16 protein-coding genes are annotated in these 19,128 nt (G+C 71.1%); 8 read left to right on the top strand and 8 right to left on the bottom strand.

Annotation, left to right across the window (positions count from 1 at the left end):
* Window positions 1-29: 29 nt before the first annotated feature.
* The 3 genes from ACZ4LX_RS07630 to ACZ4LX_RS07620 all read right to left on the bottom strand — a co-directional run bounded on the left by ACZ4LX_RS07630 (window position 30) and on the right by ACZ4LX_RS07620 (window position 2,842).
* A complete protein-coding gene (locus tag ACZ4LX_RS07630; protein WP_467640210.1) occupies window positions 30-1,157 on the bottom strand; it encodes an AI-2E family transporter in 1,128 nt (375 codons plus the stop codon).
* Between the two features lie 84 nt (window positions 1,158-1,241).
* Window positions 1,242-2,198 (bottom strand): pirin family protein, encoded by a 957-nt coding sequence (locus ACZ4LX_RS07625; RefSeq protein WP_467640213.1) that lies wholly within the window; start codon window positions 2,196-2,198, stop codon window positions 1,242-1,244.
* A 203-nt stretch (window positions 2,199-2,401) separates the two neighbouring features.
* Window positions 2,402-2,842, bottom strand: a complete 441-nt coding sequence (locus ACZ4LX_RS07620; protein WP_018522179.1) for an SseB family protein — start codon at window positions 2,840-2,842, stop codon at window positions 2,402-2,404.
* Window positions 2,843-3,048: 206 nt separating this feature from the next.
* Here ACZ4LX_RS07620 and ACZ4LX_RS07615 point away from each other — a divergent pair, with 206 nt between their 5' ends.
* The 5 genes from ACZ4LX_RS07615 (at window position 3,049) to ACZ4LX_RS07595 (ending at window position 10,652) form a co-directional block, all read left to right on the top strand.
* Window positions 3,049-4,875 (top strand): acyl-CoA dehydrogenase, encoded by a 1,827-nt coding sequence (locus tag ACZ4LX_RS07615; RefSeq protein WP_467640217.1) that lies wholly within the window; start codon window positions 3,049-3,051, stop codon window positions 4,873-4,875.
* Between the two features lie 241 nt (window positions 4,876-5,116).
* Window positions 5,117-5,782 (top strand): hypothetical protein, encoded by a 666-nt coding sequence (locus tag ACZ4LX_RS07610; RefSeq protein ID WP_467640220.1) that lies wholly within the window; start codon window positions 5,117-5,119, stop codon window positions 5,780-5,782.
* 62 nt (window positions 5,783-5,844) lie between these two features.
* Window positions 5,845-7,143 (top strand): M18 family aminopeptidase, encoded by a 1,299-nt coding sequence (locus tag ACZ4LX_RS07605; protein ID WP_467640222.1) that lies wholly within the window; start codon window positions 5,845-5,847, stop codon window positions 7,141-7,143.
* Between the two features lie 263 nt (window positions 7,144-7,406).
* Window positions 7,407-7,622: a DUF6458 family protein gene (locus ACZ4LX_RS07600; RefSeq protein ID WP_467640225.1), complete on the top strand. Its 216-nt coding sequence runs from the start codon at window positions 7,407-7,409 to the stop codon at window positions 7,620-7,622.
* A gap of 123 nt (window positions 7,623-7,745) precedes the next feature.
* The gene (locus tag ACZ4LX_RS07595) at window positions 7,746-10,652 is read left to right on the top strand and encodes an AfsR/SARP family transcriptional regulator (protein WP_467640228.1); all 2,907 of its coding nucleotides are present in this window, start codon (window positions 7,746-7,748) and stop codon (window positions 10,650-10,652) included.
* Window positions 10,653-10,703: 51 nt separating this feature from the next.
* On the opposite strand, the gene ACZ4LX_RS07590 is transcribed toward ACZ4LX_RS07595, so the two are convergent.
* A complete protein-coding gene (locus ACZ4LX_RS07590) occupies window positions 10,704-12,515 on the bottom strand; it encodes an NHL domain-containing thioredoxin family protein (protein ID WP_467640231.1) in 1,812 nt (603 codons plus the stop codon).
* Between the two features lie 64 nt (window positions 12,516-12,579).
* Here ACZ4LX_RS07590 and ACZ4LX_RS07585 point away from each other — a divergent pair, with 64 nt between their 5' ends.
* The gene (locus ACZ4LX_RS07585) at window positions 12,580-13,071 is read left to right on the top strand and encodes an LURP-one-related/scramblase family protein (protein ID WP_467640234.1); all 492 of its coding nucleotides are present in this window, start codon (window positions 12,580-12,582) and stop codon (window positions 13,069-13,071) included.
* Window positions 13,072-13,208: 137 nt separating this feature from the next.
* Here the strand turns inward: ACZ4LX_RS07585 and ACZ4LX_RS07580 are convergent, their stop codons facing one another.
* On the bottom strand, window positions 13,209-14,009 hold the full coding sequence (locus tag ACZ4LX_RS07580; RefSeq protein WP_467640236.1) for a carbon-nitrogen family hydrolase: 801 nt from the start codon (window positions 14,007-14,009) through the stop codon (window positions 13,209-13,211).
* 203 nt (window positions 14,010-14,212) lie between these two features.
* Between ACZ4LX_RS07580 and ACZ4LX_RS07575 the strand changes: the two genes are divergently transcribed.
* A complete protein-coding gene (locus ACZ4LX_RS07575; protein ID WP_467640239.1) occupies window positions 14,213-15,037 on the top strand; it encodes a maleylpyruvate isomerase family mycothiol-dependent enzyme in 825 nt (274 codons plus the stop codon).
* Between the two features lie 181 nt (window positions 15,038-15,218).
* Here ACZ4LX_RS07575 and ACZ4LX_RS07570 read toward each other — a convergent pair whose 3' ends face one another.
* Both ACZ4LX_RS07570 and ACZ4LX_RS07565 read right to left on the bottom strand, forming a co-directional pair.
* Complete coding sequence (locus ACZ4LX_RS07570; protein WP_467640242.1) at window positions 15,219-16,526, bottom strand: MFS transporter; 1,308 nt, start codon at window positions 16,524-16,526, stop codon at window positions 15,219-15,221.
* The gene (locus ACZ4LX_RS07565; RefSeq protein ID WP_467640245.1) at window positions 16,523-17,197 is read right to left on the bottom strand and encodes a GntR family transcriptional regulator; all 675 of its coding nucleotides are present in this window, start codon (window positions 17,195-17,197) and stop codon (window positions 16,523-16,525) included. Before ACZ4LX_RS07565 ends, ACZ4LX_RS07570 begins: the two co-directional genes overlap by 4 nt.
* Before the next feature lie 208 nt (window positions 17,198-17,405).
* On the opposite strand from ACZ4LX_RS07565, the gene ACZ4LX_RS07560 reads away from it, so the two are divergent.
* A complete protein-coding gene (locus ACZ4LX_RS07560) occupies window positions 17,406-18,305 on the top strand; it encodes a D-alanyl-D-alanine carboxypeptidase family protein (protein WP_467640248.1) in 900 nt (299 codons plus the stop codon).
* A gap of 162 nt (window positions 18,306-18,467) precedes the next feature.
* Here the strand turns inward: ACZ4LX_RS07560 and ACZ4LX_RS07555 are convergent, their stop codons facing one another.
* Window positions 18,468-19,058: a TetR/AcrR family transcriptional regulator gene (locus tag ACZ4LX_RS07555; protein ID WP_467640251.1), complete on the bottom strand. Its 591-nt coding sequence runs from the start codon at window positions 19,056-19,058 to the stop codon at window positions 18,468-18,470.
* Between the last annotated feature and the right edge of the window lie 70 nt (window positions 19,059-19,128).

The following is a 19,128-nucleotide window of genomic DNA, read 5'->3' as shown; positions in this document are numbered from 1 at the left end:
ACCGAAGCGCGGGCGGCCTGCGACGCGGCCTACGAGGCGGCGGGCGGCGGCACCGGGTCGCCGGGAGGTCCGCCGGGCGCGTCGTCCGGTCCTGGGGAACCGGGCGCGTCCGGTCCCTCCGAGCGGCCCTTGCGCAGTTCACCGATGATGCCGAAGGCCGCGGCGCACAACGGGACCGCGAGCAGCATCCCCAGCAGTCCGGCCACGCTCGCCCCCGCGGTCAGCGCGATCATGACCATCGCCGGGTGCATCTGCACGGTCCGGCTCTGGATCATCGGTTGCAGGACGTGTCCCTCCAGCACCTGGACGGCGAGGACCACCCCGAGCGCCCACAGCGCGATCGCGAACCCCCGGTCCGCCAGCGCCACCAGGACCGCCACGGCCCCCGAGAGGAAGGCACCCAGGTAGGGGATGTAGGCGCCGACGAAGACGAGCGCGCCGAGCCCCACCGCGCCGGGCACGCCCAGAATCAGCAGACCGATGGTGATGCAGACGGCGTCGATGAGCGCGATCAGCGTCGTACCGCGCATGAAGCCCTCGACGGCCTCGAACGCCCGCCGGCCCATCGCCTCTACCAGGTCGCCGGTGCCGCGGGGGGCGATGGTGTGGGCGAGGTACACGGCCCGGTCCGAGTCGCGCAGGAAGAAGAAGGTCAGCAGGAGGGAGAGCACGGTGGTGGCGAGGAACGAGCCGACGAGGCTGATGCCGGAGAGGATCCCGCCCGCGGCACTCGCGCCGAACTTCTCGACGAGCTGCTTGGCGTTGTCCGCGAGCGCGTCGACGTTCGCGCCGTCCTCCAGCCCGAAGTGGTCGATGACCCACTGTCCGGCGTCCTTCAGCGAGGCGACGATCTGGTCGCCGGTCTCGATGAGGGCGGCCACCACGATGTAGCCCGCGCCGCCGCCCACCGCGACGAGCAGGGCGCAGGTGACTCCCGCCGCCACCGAGCGGTTCACCCCGTGGGCGGTCATCCGCCGGTGCACGGGACCGAGCAGCGCCGTACCGAGCAGCGCGAGAAGAACCGGGGTGACCGCGGTCTTGAGGACGATGCACAGGAAGATGGCGACGCCCGCGACACCGGCGACCAGCAGGACGACACCGCACCAGGCGGCCGTACGCCGGGCGACATCGGGCAGGAGAGGCTTGTGAGTCTGCACTCTCCCACCCGACCACGCTGTCCTGGTGGTGTCCCGCCCGTGCCGCCGTACGAGTGACGAACCGTCATACGGCGACGGTGCGGCTCACATTCCGTGGACGGCGGGCACCGTGCCGAGGCGGCCGGCCTGGAAGTCCTCGAAGGCCTGCTTCAGTTCGGCCTGGCTGTTCATCACGAACGGCCCGTAGTGCGCCATCGGCTCCCGGATGGGACGCCCGCCGAGCAGCACGACCTCCAGGTTGGGAGTGTTGCCGTCCTGCCGCTCGTCCGCGCGGACGGTCAGCGAGGAGCCGGCGCCGAAGACGGCGGTCTGGCCCATGTGGACCGGACGGCGCTCCGCGCCGACGGAGCCCCGGCCGGCGAGCACGTACGCGAGGCCGTTGAAGTCCTCGCGCCACGGCAGCGTCACCTCGGCGCCGGGGCGCACGGTGGCGTGGATCATCGTGATGGGGGTGTGGGTGATGCCCGGGCCCTCGTGGCCGTCGAGCTCACCGGCGATCACCCGGAGCAGCGCGCCGCCGTCGGGGGAGGCGAGCAGCTGGACCTGGCCACCACGGATGTCCTGGTAGCGCGGGGCCATCATCTTGTCGGCCTTGGGCAGGTTCACCCAGAGCTGGAGGCCGTGGAAGAGACCGCCCGACAGGACGAGGGACTCCGGCGGCGCCTCGATGTGGAGCAGGCCCGACCCGGCCGTCATCCACTGGGTGTCGCCGTTCTGGATGGTGCCGCCGCCACCGTTGGAGTCCTGGTGGATGAAGCTTCCGTCGATCAGGTACGTCACGGTCTCGAAGCCGCGGTGGGGGTGCCACGGAGTGCCCTTCGGCTCTCCGGCGGCGTACTCCACCTCACCCATCTGGTCCATCATGATGAACGGGTCGAGGTGCTTGTAGTTGATCCCCGCGAAGGCGCGGCGGACCGGGAAGCCCTCGCCCTCGAACCCGCTCGGCGCCGTGGTCACAGCAAGCACGGGACGGGCCACCGCGTCGCCTGCGACGGCGACCTTGGGCAGGGTCAGCGGGTTTTCGACGGTCACTGCGGGCATGGGAGCCACCTCCGGGGGACTGTTCTGGAACCAATTTAGTTGAATGGTGAACATCCCGCAAGGCGTCATCCATTCCCGCACCACCCGGAGCGGCGCAAAGGGGGGCGGAGGGAGAGCGGCCGGACGTGAAGGGCGGCGGGAAGAGGGCAGCAGAAAGGGGTCCGTACCGCCGAGCGGTACGAACCCCTTCCGGAGCACGGCGGTCAGCCGTACATGCGGCGCATCGCGAAGTCGACCATCTGCTCCACGGCCTTGGCGTCGAAGACCATGCGGTGCTCGCCCTCCATGTCCAGGACGAAGCCGTACCCCGTGGGCAGCAGGTCGATCACCTCGGCCCCGGTGATCACGAAGTACTTGGACTCCTTGCCCGCGTACAGCCTCAGTTCCTTGAGCGTGGTGAACATCGGGATCACGGGCTGCTGGGTGTTGTGCAGCGCGAGAAAGCCCGGGTTGTCGCCGCGCGGGCAGTAGACCTTCGACGTCGCGAAGATCTGCTGGAAGTCCTCGGCAGCAAGCGAGCCGGTCGTGAAGGCCCGTACCGCGTCGCCCAGCGAGGGCGGCGAGGGTTCGGGATACAGCGGCTGCTCGCCGTAGCCGCCACCCATCGGCTGCTGTGCGCCCTGGTTCTGGTCGTAGCCGTACATGAGGCAAAGAGTAATCGGACACATCTGGCCGTTGAGGGGTTGCGCCTTATTACTGACGGGTAGCATCATCGTAGAGGTCAGCTGATACGTCCGAGGCCTGCCAGGTCCCCGGCGCTGCGGCAGACCGGTTGTCCGCAAGCCCGTCGCCCGATCCTCACCCCTCCACGGGGCGCTGCGGGCCACTGCTATTGATTACGGAGCCTTCCATGGGGCACTACAAGTCGAATCTCCGCGACATCGAGTTCAACCTCTTCGAGGTCCTCGGGCGCGACAAGCTGTACGGCACCGGACCGTTCGCGGAGATGGACGTCGAGACCGCGAAGAGCATCCTCGACGAGGTCGTCCGCCTCGCGGAGAACGAGCTCGCGGACTCCTATGCCGACGCCGACCGCAACCCGCCGGTCTTCGACCCGGAGACCCACACCGCACCGGTTCCGGCGTCCTTCAAGAAGTCGTACCAGGCCTTCATGGACTCCGAGTACTGGCGCCTGGGCCTGCCCGAGGAGATCGGCGGCACCACCTCGCCGCGCTCCCTGATCTGGGGTTACGCGGAGCTGCTGCTCGGCGCCAACCCGGCCGTGTGGATGTACTCCTCCGGTCCCGCGTTCGCCGGCATCCTCTTCGACGAGGGCAACGAGGCGCAGAAGAAGATCGCCGAGATCGCCGTCGAGAAGCAGTGGGGCTCGACGATGGTGCTGACCGAGCCGGACGCCGGCTCCGACGTCGGCGCGGGCCGTACGAAGGCCGTGGAGCAGGAGGACGGCTCCTGGCACATCGAGGGTGTGAAGCGCTTCATCACCTCGGGCGAGCACGACATGTCCGAGAACATCATTCACTACGTGCTGGCCCGCCCCGAGGGTGCCGGCCCCGGCACCAAGGGCCTCTCGCTCTTCATGGTCCCGAAGTTCCACTTCGACTGGACCACCGGCGAGCTGGGCGAGCGCAACGGCGTCTACGCCACGAACGTCGAGCACAAGATGGGCCTCAAGGCGTCCAACACCTGCGAGATGACGTTCGGCGACCAGCACCCCGCCAAGGGCTGGCTGATCGGCGACAAGCACGACGGCATCCGCCAGATGTTCCGCATCATCGAGTTCGCCCGCATGATGGTCGGCACGAAGGCCATCGCGACGCTCTCCACGGGCTACCTGAACGCGCTGGAGTACGCCAAGGAGCGCGTCCAGGGCACCGACCTGTCGCAGTTCATGGACAAGACGGCCCCCAAGGTCACCATCACGCACCACCCCGACGTCCGCCGCTCGCTCATGACGCAGAAGGCGTACGCCGAGGGCATGCGCTCCCTCGTGCTGTACACCGCCTCCGTCCAGGACGCGATCCAGGAGAAGGAAGCCGCCGGCGAGGACGCGAAGGCGCTGCACGGTCTCAACGACCTGCTGCTCCCCATCGTCAAGGGCTACGGCTCCGAGAAGTCGTACGAGCAGCTGGCGCAGTCGCTCCAGACGTTCGGCGGCTCCGGGTACCTCCAGGAGTACCCGATCGAGCAGTACATCCGTGACGCCAAGATCGACACGCTGTACGAGGGCACGACGGCCATCCAGGGCCAGGACTTCTTCTTCCGGAAGATCGTCCGCGACCAGGGTGCCTCGCTCAACCTGCTCTCCGAGGAGATCAAGAAGTTCCTCGCGGGTGCCCAGGGCAACGAGGAGCTGTCCGGCGCGCTGGACCACCTCGCGAAGGCGGCCGTGGACCTGGAGGCGATCGTCGGCACGATGATCACCGACCTCACCGCGACCGGCGAGGACGTCAGGAACATCTACAAGGTCGGCCTCAACTCGACGCGCCTGCTGCTGGTCTCCGGCGATGTCGTCGTCGGCTACCTGCTGCTCAAGGGTGCGGCCGTGGCCGCCGAGAAGCTGCCGACCGCCTCCCCGAAGGATGTCGCCTTCTACCAGGGCAAGATCGCCGCCGCGAAGTTCTTCGCCGCGAACATCCTGCCGGGCGTCGGCGCCGAGCGCGCGCTCGCCGAGGCCGTGGACAACTCCCTGATGGAGCTGGACGAGGCCGCGTTCTGAGGTCCGACGCCGCCAGGACCACCCACAGCACCGCCGCCCGGACCCGTTTCCGGGCGGCGGTGCTGTGCGTGCGGCCCGGGTACGCCGGACGCCCGGGCCGACGAAACCCGGCCCGGACAACCAGGCAGCCCGGATCACCGGGCCGGCGAAATCCGGCAACGGGGGAACGACGACGGGCTCCGGCAGCCGCCGCCCGCGCCTTCCCTATGATCGGACCCGATTCCGAGGGGGAGGCCGGCGCATGAGTCGTACGGGCAAGCGGTGGTACATACGGGGAGCGGCGGCCGGGGCGGCCGCTCTGCTGCTCGCGGGCTGCGGCTCCGGGGACGAGGAAAGCGGTGCCAAGGCGCTCGGCAAGGCGGAGGTCTCCTCGGTCCTGCCCGACGCGAAGGCGGTACCGGGCTGGCGGAGCGTGCTGACACCGGACGCCCAGGAGCCGAACCCCGAGTTCCCGCCGTCAGTGTGCCTGCCGGTACGGAAGAGGAGCGCGACGGCCTGCTCCGACATCAGCTACTGGGGCACCTCGGGCTACGCCCGCAGGGCCGACGCCACCACGCTCAACTTCTGGACGCTCGCCTACCCGGACGAGAAGTCCGCCGACGCCGCCTACGACGCGCTGGCCGGGTACTACGGCGGGGACCGGGTCGGTGTGGGCGCTGTGCCGGTCGACATCGGCGAGCCGGGCAGCGAGCACGTGGCCAACCGCGCCGGCACGGGCACGATGGGCGGGCCCGGCACCCTCGTCCAGCTCAGGGTCGGCACGACCGTACTCGGCATCAGCACCGGCACCCAGGGCACGAAGGCCATCTCCGACCAGGAGGTGAGGGAACTCGCCGCCATGTTCGCCGAGCGCTCCCAGCAGGCACAGGACGGCGAGAAGCCGTCCTCGGCGCTGACCGCGCAGTAGCTCCGGCCGCACCGGGGGCCGACGGTGAATCCTCCCGGTCCGGTCTGGTTAGAGTGAAGAACATGAGTTCCTCCCCCCGGTTCGACCGCGCCCACACTGACGACCTGATGGCCTTCCTGATGTCCGCCCCCTCCCCGTACCACGCCGTGGCGAGCGCCGCGGCCAGGCTGGAGCAGGCCGGTTTCCGGCAGGTCGAGGAAACCGCGGCCTGGGACGGGACCACCGGCGGGAAGTACGTCCTGCGCGGCGGCGCGATCGTGGCCTGGTACGTGCCTGAGGGCGCCGGGGCACACACCCCGTTCCGCATCGCCGGCGCGCACACCGACTCGCCGAACCTGCGGGTGAAGCCGCTGCCGGACACCGGTGCGCACGGCTGGCGGCAGATCGCTGTGGAGATCTACGGCGGCACGCTCCTCAACACCTGGCTGGACCGCGACCTCGGTCTCGCCGGGCGGATCTCCCTGCGCGACGGCACGCACCGCCTGGTCAGCATCGACCGGCCGGTGCTGCGCGTCCCGCAGCTGGCCGTGCACCTGGACCGGTCGGCGAACACCGAGGGACTCAAGCTCGACCGCCAGAAGCACATGCAGCCCATCTGGGGACTGGGTGACGTCGAGGAGGGTGACCTCATCCGCTTCGTCGCCGAGGAAGCGGGTGTCGACGCCGAGGACATCACCGGCTGGGACCTGATGCCGCACCCCGTCGAGGCACCGTCCTACCTGGGCCGCGACCGCGAGCTGGTGGCCGGTCCGCGCATGGACAACCTGCTCTCCGTACACGCCGCGACCGCGGCCCTCGCCGCCGTCGCCGGGCAGCCCGACTCCGAGATCCCGTACATCCCGGTGCTGGCCGCCTTCGACCACGAGGAGAACGGCTCGCAGTCCGACACCGGCGCGGACGGTCCGCTGCTCGGCACGGTCCTGGAGCGCTCGGTGTTCGCCCGCGGCGGTACGTACGAGGACCGGGCGCGCGCCTTCGCCGGCACCGTCTGCCTCTCCTCGGACACCGGCCACGCGATCCACCCCAACTACGCCGAGCGCCACGACCCGACGCACCACCCGGTCGTCAACGGCGGCCCGATCCTCAAGGTCAACGTCAACATGCGGTACGCCACCGACGGCAGCGGCCGGGCCGTGTTCGCCGAGGCGTGCGAGAAGGCGGGCGTGCCGTGGCAGACGTTCGTCTCCAACAACGCGATGCCGTGCGGCACAACGATCGGCCCGATCACCGCAGCCCGGCACGGCATTCAGACGGTCGACATCGGCGTGGCCATCCTGTCCATGCACAGCGCCCGTGAACTGTGCGGCGCCGACGACCCGTACCACCTGGCGAACGCGCTGGCCTCGTTCCTGGCCGGCTGACGACGCACGTCCCCGAGGTTCCCCTGCCGCCCGGCGGCGGGGGAACCTCTGCCGTTCCGGGCGGTACGCCCGCCTGATCCGGAGAAACGCGTCGCGAAAGGCGGTGGAGGCGGGCCCCGCACCGCGACGGCGGCGCCCCCGCGCCTCCGTGTCCGGGAGCAGTGGCACCCCGCCCCTCCACGCCCGGGAGCATGGGTGCGGGCGGACCGGGTACCCGCCGCTTACACGGCCCGGAGCTTCCGGCCGTCGAGGAGGCTGAACTCATGGGACTCGGAGGATGCATCATCCTCATCGGCGCAGGGGCGATACTCGCCTTCGCGACCGACTGGGAACTGGACAGCGTCAACATCGAGATGGTCGGCTGGATCATGATGGTCGTCGGCATCGTCGGCGTTCTCGTCTACGCGAGCGTGATGCGCAGGCGCCGTGTGGTCGTACCGCCCACCACCGTGATGCCCGAGGACGAACGCCGCCTGTGACGTGGCAGGGTGCGCCCCGCCGGACGGGCGCACCCCTTCGCGGATGCCTGGCGATTCCCGATATTCTGGGTCCTTGTCCGTGACCCGGAACCGGGCGCGTCACCCCCGGAAGGGAAGCCGCTCGTGGAGTTCCGGCTGCTCGGTACGGTCTGCGTCGACACGCTGACCGGTCCGCTGCCACTCGGCCCCGCCAAGCGCCGCAGTCTGCTCGCCGCACTGCTGTTGCGCGCCAACACACCCGTGTCGATGGCACGGTTGACGGACTGCCTGTGGGACGACGCCCCGCCGCTGCACGCCCGGACCGTCATCCAGGGCCATGTCTCCCGGCTGCGCGCCCTGTTGATGAGTGCGGACGCGGAGGCGTACGGGGTCGAGCTGGCCACGCTCGGGGACGCGTATGTGCTGCGGGCGCCGGAGACGCTGCTGGACTCCCAGCGGTTCGAGGAACTGCTGATGCTGGCCCGGGAGCAGCGCACGCCCGCCGACACCGTGCTCATGCTGAAGGAGGCCCTGTCGCTGTGGCAGGGGCCCGCCCTCACCGGTACGTACGCCAGCGCGCCGCTCCAGGCCGCCGCGCAGGCGCTGGAGGAGTCCCGGCTGGCGACGGTCGAACAACTGGCGGATGCCTACGCCCTGCTGGGGGAGCACCACCGGGCGGCGGCGGTGCTGCGGGCCGAGGCCGTCGCCCATCCGATGCGGGAATCCCTCGCGGCGGCCCTGATGACGGCGCTGTACCGGTCGGGGCGTCAGTCCGAGGCGCTGGACTGGTTCCACCGCACCCGACGGCTGCTCGCCGACGAGCTGGGCATCGATCCGGGGCGCGAACTGGCCGACGCGTACGCGCAGATCCTGCGCGGCGGTCCGGACCCGGCGAGCGACCGCTCCCCGGCGGAGCCGTCCCCGGGAGCCCGGTCCCTCGACGACCGCTCCCCGGGTGGCCCGCCCTCGGACGGCCGCTCCCCGGCCGGCCCGGGGCCGCTGTCCCTGGCCCACCGCGGGCCGGGGGCCACCGGCGGTGCCGCGACCGCCCCGGCGCTGGCCGGCGTGGCCGCACCGGCGGCGCCGCCCCGCTCCCCGCGCGTCCCGGCTCCTTCGCACCCCGGCACCCCGCCCCACCCCACCGATCTGCTGCCCCGCGCCCCCCGCGGCTTCCACGGGCGGGGCGCCGAACTCACCGCGATCTCCCGGGCGGCGGCGGGCGAGGCGCCCGTGTGCCTGGTCACCGGCCCCGCCGGGGTGGGCAAGACCGCGCTGGCGCTGCACTGGGCGCGCCGGTCCCCCGCCGCCTTCCCGGACGGACGGCTCTACGCCGACCTGCGCGGATTCAGCGACACCGGCGAGCCGGCGCCGCTCGAAGTCCTGCGCGAGTTCCTGCTCGCGCTCGGCGTCGCACCCCGCCGGATCCCGGAGTCCGTCACCGGTGCCGCCGCCCTGTTCCGCTCGCTGACCGACCGGCTCAGCCTGCTCGTCGTCCTCGACAACGTCCGCGACTCCGCCCAGGTCGGGCAGTTGCTGCCGGGCGGCACCGACTGCGTCACGCTGATCACCAGCAGGCACCGGCTGGAAGGGCTGATCGCCTCGGACGCCGCCGTACCGGTGCCGCTGGACGTGCTGGAGCCGCCGGACGGCACCGCGCTCCTGGCCGGGGTGCTCGGCGAGGAGCGGGTCGCCGCCGAACCGGTGGCGGCCCGGCGCCTCGCCGAGCTCTGCGGCGGACTGCCCCTCGCCCTGCGGGTCACCGCGGCCCGGCTGGCGGGCCGCCCGCAGTGGACGCTCGCCGGAATGGCCGACGAGCTGGCCGACGAGCGCAGCCGGCTGAGCTATCTGGCCGTGGAGGACACCGGGGTCTCCGCCGCGCTGCGGCTGACCGTGCAGCAGCTGCCGCCGGACGCCGTCCACCACTTCACCCGGCTCGGCCACCACCCGGGCAGCCACTTCGACCCGTACACGGCCGCCGCTCTCGCCGGCAGCGACCCGGTCGTCGCGGCGGCCGCGCTGGAACGGCTGGCCGCCGCCCATCTGGTCACCGAGGCCGGACCGGGGCGCTGGATACTGCACGATCTGGTGCGGCTGTACGCCCGAGGGCTCGACCCCGAGGCCGGGGCCGGGGCGCTGACCGGCGTGCTCGACCACTACATCGCCACCGCGCTGGCCGCCGCGGACACCGCCGAGCCCGGCGGTGAGCCCTGCTTCGTGCTGCCGGACGCCTTCCGGCGCCCGGCAGCCGTCAGGGACTTCACCGACCGGGAGACCGCGATGGACTGGCTCGCGGCCGAACGCGAGGACCTCGCACTGGCCGCCGCGGCCGCCCGTACCGCCGGACTGGAGGACCGGGCCTGGCGGATCATCCTGCTCCAGTGGCCGCACGTGGTGTGGCGGTCCCGGGACGGCTGGGTCCCGATGCTGGAACTGGCTCTGGCCGCGGCGTCCGCGCACAGCGATCCGTACGCCGAGTCCCGGGTGCGCAATCTGCTGGGCTGGGTGCTGTCGGAAGAGGGCAGGACCGCCGAGGCGGTGGCACTGCTGGAGCCTTCGCCGGGACTCGCCCGGCAGGCCGGGGACCGGCTCGGCGAGGCGACGGCGCTGATCAACCTGGCGATCGTCCAGGCCGAACAGGGCGGTCTCGACGTGGCGATGGAGGGCTGCGGCCAGGCGCTCGATCTGGCCAGGAAGGAGCCCGACGCGCACACCGAGATGCTCGCGCTCCAGCATCTCGCCCGTATGCAGCTCACCGCGGGGCGCCCGCAGGACGCCCTCGACTCCGCCCGCGCCGCCTTCGAGCTGGGTCCCGAACACGAGGAAGCGGCCCGGCGGGTCCTGCTGACGACCGTGAGCGGCGAGGCCCAGCTCGCTCTGGGCGCGGAGGAGGAGGGGATCCTGCTGCTGGACCTGGCGGCCACCGAGGCCGAGCGGGCCGGCTACGACGTGGGCGCGGTGCGGGCCCTGGAGGCGCTGCTGCGGGTGGCCGCGGGACCGGCGTATGTACGTCGGTACGAGGAAGCGGTCCGGCGGCTCGCCGACGACGGGTGAACCGGGCGGGCGGCACTCGCACCGCCCGCCCGGTTCACCCGGTTCCCCTTCTCAGCCCTGCTCGTCCATGCCGGCCAGCACCAGCGGCAGCCGCGAGACGCCCTCGGCGCCCACGCTGACGGGGACGCCCCAGTCCTGCTGGTGCACATGGCAGGCCGGATACTCGTTCGCCGGGTCGTCGTCGCAGGACGCCGCCATCGCCGAGACGTGCAGCACGCCCTCGGTGACGCCGTCGGCGAGGACCAGGTCACGGAAGAGATCGGTACCCGCCCCTTCGCCCTCGGCCAGCAGCTCCGGCGGGGTCGAGGAGACGAGCAGCCGGGTCGAGGGCCCGTAGCGCGTGTCCAGCTTCTGACCGGCCGGCGCCTGGAAGACGACGTCGAGCCGGAGCGTGCCCGGGGCGATCACGGTCGCCGCGCGCTGGGTGCGGTGTGCCTGGTCCGCGACCCGTACCGCCTCCTCGGGCAGGCGCAGCCGGGTCAGCCGGTGCCGGGCGGACTCGACGACCACGAGATCCCCGTCCACCAGCACGGCGTCACTGGGCTCGCGCAGATCCGTGGCCAGCGTGGTGACCTCGTCGCTCGCCGGGTCGTAGCGGCGCAGGGCGTGGTTGTACGTGTCGCACACGGCGACGGACCCGTCGGGCAGCGCGGTGACGCCCAGCGGGTGCTGGAGCAGGGCCTGCGCGGCGGCCCCGTCACGGTGGCCGAAGTCGAAGAGGCCGGTGCCGACGGCGGTGTGCACGGCGCCCTCCCGGTCGACGTAGCGCAGCGCGGACGTCTCCGAGTCGGCGACCCAGAGCCGGTCCTCGGTCGCCGCGAGCCCGGACGGCTGGGCGAACCAGGCCTCCGCCCCCGGACCGTCGACCAGTCCCTCGTTCGTCGTGCCGGCGGCGACCCGTACGGTGCCGGCCTCGGGGTCGTACGTCCACAGCTGGTGCACGCCCGCCATGGCGATCCACAGCAGGCCGTCGAACCAGGCGATGTCCCACGGCGAGGAGAGGTCGACCTCATGGGCCGCGCCGCTGGTGGGCGCCCCCTGCCACCACTGGCGGCCGGTGCCGGCGAGGGTGGTCGTCGTGCCGGTCGCGAGGTCGAGCGCACGGATGGCGTGGTTGACCGTGTCGGCGACGGCGATCCGCCCGTCGGGCAGCACGGCCAGCCCCTGCGGCTCACTGAACCTGACCTCGTCGGGCCCGCCGTCCACGAGCCCCCGCTCGCCCGTGCCGAAGTGACGGCGGACGGTCTCGCCGTCCGCGTCCAGCTCGACCAGCCGGTGGCGGGTGGTGTCGGAGACCAGGAACCCGCCGTCGGCGAGCAGCAGCGCCTTGCCGGGGAACCGCAGATGCGTGGCCACCGGCTCGGGCGCCACATAGGGCCCGTCGCCGCGGCGCAGGGTGCCCTTCGCCGCGTGCTCCGCCTCCAGCTCCTCCACCAGCTTCTCGATGGCGTGGGCGTGCCCCTCACCGGCGTGCTGGGCGACGACATAGCCCTCGGGGTCCACGACGACGAGCGTCGGCCAGGCGCGTACCGCGTACTGCTTCCAGGTGGCGAGCTCGGGGTCGTCGAGCACCGGGTGGTGGACCTCGTACCGCTCGACGGCGTCGACGACGGCCTGGTGCTCTGCCTCGTGGACGAACTTCGGCGAGTGGACGCCGATGATCACCACGGTGTCGCGGTGTTTCTCCTCCAGCTCGCGCAGCTCATCGAGGACATGCAGACAGTTCACACAGCAGAACGTCCAAAAGTCCAAGATCACAATGCGCCCTCGCAGGTCAGCGAGGGTGTACTGCCGGTCGCCTGTATTGAGCCAGCCGCCCTTGCCGATCAGTTCGGGGGCCCTGACGCGCGCTCGTGTTGCCATGTGGACAGTCAACATCACCGTGGCGTCCACGCATTCCGCGGAGGGCTCGGGGAACCTGTGAGCCATGAGACTTCTCGTACGTGAGCGGCTGTTCGGCATCGGCGACGACTACTGGATCGAGGACGCGGACGGCCGCAAGGTCTTCCTCGTCGACGGCAAGGCCATGCGGGTCCGTGACACCTTCGAGCTGAAGGACGCGCAGGGGCGGATCGTCGTCGAGATCAAGCAGAAGCTGCTCAGCCTGCGCGACACGATGCTCATCGAGCGCGACGGCGAGCAGCTCGCGAAGATCAAACGGAAGCGGCTTTCGCTGCTGCGCAACCACTACCGGGTGACGCTGGTGGACGGCACCGAGCTCGATGTCAGCGGCAAGATCCTGGACCGTGAGTTCGCGGTCGACTACGACGGGGAACTGCTGGCCCAGATCTCGCGCCGCTGGCTGACCGTCCGGGACACCTACGGGATCGACATCGTGCGCGAGGACGCCGACGCGGCCCTGCTGATCGCGGTGGCGGTGTGCGTGATCGTGCTCGCGGAGAAGGAGCACGGGGACTGAGAAGCCGGCAGGGGCCGGCCCCGGCGCCGTACCCGAAGCGCCATGACCGAAGCGCCGTGCGCGAAGTGTTGTACCCGAGCCGCCGTGCCCGAAGGGCCCCTGTTTCACGTGAAACAGGGGCCCTTCGCGATACTCGGCTACACCAGGCCCGTCGGCGGTGCCAGCCCCAGCCGGCGGTCCTTGAGCGCGGGGAACTGCTCCCGGGTGGTGGCGACCTTGGCCGGGTCGAACTCCACGGTCAGCACCTCCTCGTCCGCACCCGCCTCGGCCAGGACCTCGCCCCAGGGGTCGACGACGATGCTGTGCCCTGCCTGCTGGACCCCGGCGTGGGTGCCGGCGGAGCCGACGGCCAGGACGTAGGCCTGGTTCTCCACCGCACGGGCCTGCGCGAGCAGGGTCCAGTGGGCGCGGCGGCGCTCGGGCCAGCCGGCCGCGACGACGAGGATTTCGGCGCCGTCGTCGACCAGCCCCCGGAACATCTCGGGGAAGCGCAGGTCGTAGCAGGTGGCGAGGCCGAGTGTGGTCTGCGGCAGCGCGAGCGTCACCAGCTCCTCACCAGCGCCCATCATGACCGCCTCGCCCTTGTCGAAGCCGAAGCGGTGGATCTTGCGGTAGGCGGCGGCCCGCTCGCCCTCGGGCGTGAAGACGAGCGTGGTGTTGTAGAGCGCACCGTCGTCGGCCCGCTCCACGAAGGAGCCCGCGTGCAGCCAGACCCCGGCGTCGGCGGCGGCCTTGGCCATCACCTCGTGCGTGGGGCCGTACAGCGGTTCGGCCTCGGCCTCGAACTCCGTGTAGGCGAAGGCTCCGACCGGCCAGAGCTCGGGCAGGACCACCAGATCCACGCCCTGCTGGGCCGCGACAAGTGAAGCCGCACGCGCCCTGCGGGAATTGATGGATTCGTCCGGGTCTACTGCGATCTGGATGAGGGAGGCGCGCACACTACCACCGTCCTGGCATTCAAGCCGTCAACACGGGCCTACGATCGTCACACGAAAGCACTGCCGGGGTGCCTGCTCGCAGCGTAGCTTGGACCGACCGGTCCAAACGACCGAACCTCACCGCCCGGAAGCCCGCAGCCCGCAGCCCGCCGTCCGAGCCCAGTTCTCCAGCCCATGCACCGCAGAACCGCACGAGGGGTCACGTGACCGTCCATCCCAGCCTCCAGACCTACGCCGACGCCTGGACCCATTCCATCGAGTCGATAGCCGAGCTGGTGAGCCCGCTCACCGAGGGGGAGTGGAACGGCCGCACACCGTGCCCCAACTGGTCTGTGCGCGACATCGTCTCGCACATCATCGGCATGGAGTGCGAGCAGCTCGGCGATCCGCGCCCCATCCACACACTTCCGCGCGACCTCTTCCATGTGCAGAGCGAATTCGCCCGCTACATGGAGATGCAGGTCGACGTACGGCGCCACCACACCGCACCGGAGATGACCTCCGAGCTGGAGTACACGATCATCCGCCGGTCCCGTCAGCTGCGCAACGAGACGCGCGACCCGGAGACCATGACGCGGGCGCCGCTCGGCGCCGAGCAGACCCTCGAAGTGGCGCTGCGGATGCGCGCCTTCGACGTCTGGGTGCATGAACAGGACCTGCGTACGGCGCTGGGCAAGCCGGGCAACCTGGATTCCCCCGGCTCCGCGATCGTCCGCGACACGCTGCTCCTGGCGCTGCCGAAGGTCGTGGCCAAGGAGGCGGAGGCGCCGCCCGGTTCGGCCATCGTGCTGGATGTGCACGGGCCGGTGGAGTTCCTGCGCACGGTCAGGGTCGACGCGGAAGGCCGCGGTTCGGTGGACGGCGCGCCGTCGCTGGGCCCCGCGGTGACGCTGGCGATGGACTGGGAGACGTACGTACGCCTTGCCTGCGGGCGGGTACGGGCGAGCGCGGTGGCCGACCGGATCAAGGCCGAGGGCGATCAGGACCTGTCCGCCGCCATCCTGCGGAACTTCGCGGTCACCCCGTAGTCACGGCACGGCAACCGGTGCGCCCGCCCCGCAGGGGGGACGGGCGCACCGCCGTTTCCGGAGCCGGCCGGGCACCCGCGCAGGGCGGCGGGACCGGCCGGGCACCCGCGCAGGTCGGGCACGCGGACATGGACGCGCACGCGCACGCGGGCGGAGTCGTACGGGTGCGGCGCACGGAGGGTCACACGGGCACGTGCACGGCCTCCACGCGGCTGATCACATGGTGCTCCCGCTCCCGGTGCGCGGCCTTCAGCCGCAGGCGCAGGATCTGCACGACGCCGAGCGCCTCCAGGACGAAGACCGAGGCGAACGCGATGCGGTAGTTGTCGCCGCTCGCGTCCAGCAGCACACCGATGGCGAACAGCGTGGTCATGGAGGCGATGAAGCCGCCCATGTTGACGATGCCCGACGCGGTGCCCTGGCGCTCCGGCGGGTTGGCCGGGCGTGCGAAGTCGAAGCCGATCATCGAGGCGGGCCCGCAGGCACCGAGCACCACGCACAGGGTGACCAGCAGCCACATGGGGGCGTGGTCCCCGGGGTGCAGGACGGCCGACGCCCACAGCAGGGCCGTCATCGCGACCGTCCCCAGGGCGAGCGGGATCCGGGCCGCGTGGTGGCGGGCGATGACCTGCCCGTAGACGAGGCCGACCGCCATGTTGGAGAGCACCACCAGGGTCAGCAGCTCCCCCGCGGTCCCCCGGCTCAGCCCCTGGTCCTCCACCAGGAACGGCATGCCCCACAACAGCAGGAACACCATGGCCGGGAACTGCGTCGTGAAGTGCACCCACATGCCGAGCCGGGTACCGGGCTCCCGCCAGGCCGCCGCGATCTGCTTGCGCACGTACGTCGCGCCGGCGTGTTCCGCGGGCGGCGGTTCGAACCCCTCGGGGTGGTCCTTGAGGAAGAGCAGGAGCAGCACCAGGACCAGGACCCCGGCCAGCGAACTGCCGACGAAGGTGGTGGTCCAGCCGACACCGTGCAGGGAACGGGCGATGACCAGCGTCGAGACGAGGTTGCCCGCCATCCCGAAGAGCGCGGCGACCTGCCCGATCATCGGGCCGCGCCGGGCCGGGAACCAGCGCGCGCCCAGCCGCAGCACGCTGATGAACGTCATCGCGTCGCCGCAGCCCAGCAGGGCCCGGGAGCCCAGCGCGGTGCCGTACGACGGGGAGAGCGCGAAGCCGAGCTGGCCGAGGGTGAACAGGACGGCGCCGAGGGCCAGCACCTTCTTGGTGCCCAGCCGGTCGACCATCAGGCCGACGGGTATCTGCATGCCCGCGTAGACGAGCAGCTGGAGTATGGAGAAGGTGGAGAGCGCCGAGGCGTTGACGTCGAAGCGGTCGGCGGCGTCGAGTCCGGCGACGCCCAGGCTGGTACGGAAGATGATCGCGACGAAGTAGACAGCGACACCGATGCCCCAGACCCAGGCGGCACGCCGGCCGCCGGGCGGATCACCGGGCAGGGACAGGGTGGGGGCGGCCGAACTCACCGGTCCTCACCCCTGACCAGCACCTTGACCCGGCTGACATGGCGGCGCACGACCTGCGCGGCACCGTCCGCGTCATTGACCCTGATCGCCTCCAGCAGCTCACCGTGCTCGGCGATGTTGGCGGCGATCCTGCCCGGGTGGGCCTCCATGACGGCGACGCCCATCCGCAGCTGTCGGTCGCGCAGCTGGTCGTAGAGGCGGGACAGGATCTCGTTGCCCGCGTGGCGGACGATCTCGGCGTGGAAGCAGCGGTCCTTCACGGAGACGGCGGCCAGATCGCCGGCCTCGGACATCCGCTGCTGCTCCTCCAGCAGTTCTTCGAGCCGGGCGATCAGCTTCGCCGACGCGGGCACGGCCCTGCGGACGGCGAACTCCTCCACGAGCAGCCGGGTCTCCACCACGTCCGCGATCTCCTGGGCGGAGACGGGGAGCACCAGAGCGCCCTTCTTCGGGTAGAGCTTGATCAGCCCCTCGACCTCCAGCCGCAGCAGCGCCTCGCGCACAGGCGTACGGGAGACCCCGACCGCCTCGGCGAGATCGCCCTCGGTCAGGAGCGTCCCGCCCTCGTAGCGGCGGTCCAGGACCGCGTCCTTGATGTGGGTGTAGACGCGTTCGGCGGCGGGCGGCTGCTTCACGGGCGGGCGTACGGGCGACGAGGCTGGGGCAGGCATGCACACAGCATAGATACAACATGCACGCAACGAGGGAGCCGTTCCACGATGCGGACGTCCGCCTCCATGGGGCGTCCCGGAATCCGGGCCGCCGGAAGTTGTGAGAAATCATCCCTCAGACGCCGCAACCATTCATCCGTCCCATAAGTCTCATCAGAGTGCGGCACCCTTATGTGGCCGCATTCCAGGGGCATTTGGAGCATTCAACTTGAAACTCGGCATTCAGCGCATAAGGCGCGCATCCGCCACCGCCACGGTGGCCCTCACCGCAGGTGCCGTCATCGTGGGCGGCACGTTCGCCTCCACGGCACAGGCCGCCACGCCGCCGGCCCCCACGCTCGTCGCCAAGGGCGGCTACGTGATGAACAACGGCACCGGGAAGTCCCTGTTCAGCAAGGCCGCGGACACCCGTCGCTCCACCGGCTCCACCACGAAGATCATGACCGCCCGTGTGGTGCTGGCCCAGAAGGGCCTCAACCTGGACTCCAAGGTCACGATCCAGAAGGCGTACAGCGACTACATCGTCTCCAAGGGCGCGTCCTCGGCCCGCCTCATCGTGGGCGACAAGGTCACGGTCCGTCAGCTGCTGTACGGCTTGATGCTGCCGTCCGGCTGCGACGCCGCGTACGCCCTGGCCGACAAGTTCGGCTCGGGCACCACGCGCGCGGCCCGGGTGAAGTCGTTCATCGGCAAGATGAACAGCACGGCCAAGGCCCTCGGCCTGAAGAACACGCACTTCGACTCCTTCGACGGCATAGGGAACGGGTCCAACTACTCGACCCCGAAGGACCTGACGAAGATCGCAAGCAGCGCGATGAAGTACTCCACGTTCCGTACGGTCGTGAAGACGAAGTCGACGAAGCAGAAGGTCACGACGAAGAGCGGTGGCTACCGCTACATGTCGTGGACCAACACGAACAAGCTGCTGGGCACCTACAGCGGCGCGATCGGCGTGAAGACGGGCTCCGGCAAGGTCGCCAAGTACTGCCTGGTCTTCGCTGCGACCCGCAACGGGAAGACCGTCATCGGTACGGTCCTGACCTCCACCTCGGAGGCGACCCGCACGGCGGACGCGAAGAAGCTCATGGACTACGGCTTCAAGAAGTAACCCGTCGGCACGAGAGTGCCCGGCGGTACGAAAGCACCCCTGCGGTACGGAAGTACCGCGGGGGTACGAAGGTGCCCGGCGCGTGCGGTCTCGCATGCGCCGGGCACCTTCGCGTTCACCCGCCGCCGGCCCGTCCCGTGAAGACGCCCGGCCGTTCCCGTTTCAGGTGCGCGGCCCCGCACCGTGCAGCAAGGTGTCGATGACGCGCGCGGCGAGCGCGTCCGGGTCGGTCCCGGCCGGGTCGGCACCGGCCGCGCTGCCGTGCAGGGACTCCCCGATGAGCGCGTAGTAGACCCGGCGCACCCACTCCAGGTCGGCCGCCGCGTCGATGACCTTCTCCGCCTGGGCCCGCCGCAGCACGGCGACGCAGCGGCGGTCGATGTCCCGCTGGAGGGCGGCGGCCTCGCTGTCCGGATCGGCCGGCAGCCCCAGCGCGAACGCCCAAGCGCCCTTGACCTGGAGCACATTGGCCGTGATCCGGTGCATCGCCACCAGTGGCGGCGCGGTGTCCGGGCGGCCGTCGTCCACCGCCTGGGCGAGCTGGCGGGCCGCGGACAACGCCAGCGCCTCGATCAGCGACTGCCGGTTGGCGAACCGCCGGTGGATCGTCGTCCGAGCCACTCCGGCGGCGGCGGCGATCTGCTCCATGGACGCGCCGGGGTCCTCGGCGAGCACCCGCTCCGCCGCTTCCAGGACCGCGCGCACGCTGCGCTCCGCGTCCGCCCGCAGCGGTCGTGCCGCCTTCTCGCCCATGACGCCTCCATTCGGCCACTTGTCCCGAAACACAGTACATCCCGGATGCAGTCCCACTCTTACTTGCATC

The sequence above is a fragment of the Streptomyces sp. NPDC026062 genome (genome assembly GCF_055568375.1).
This window is presented reverse-complemented; position numbering and strand designations above follow the sequence as displayed.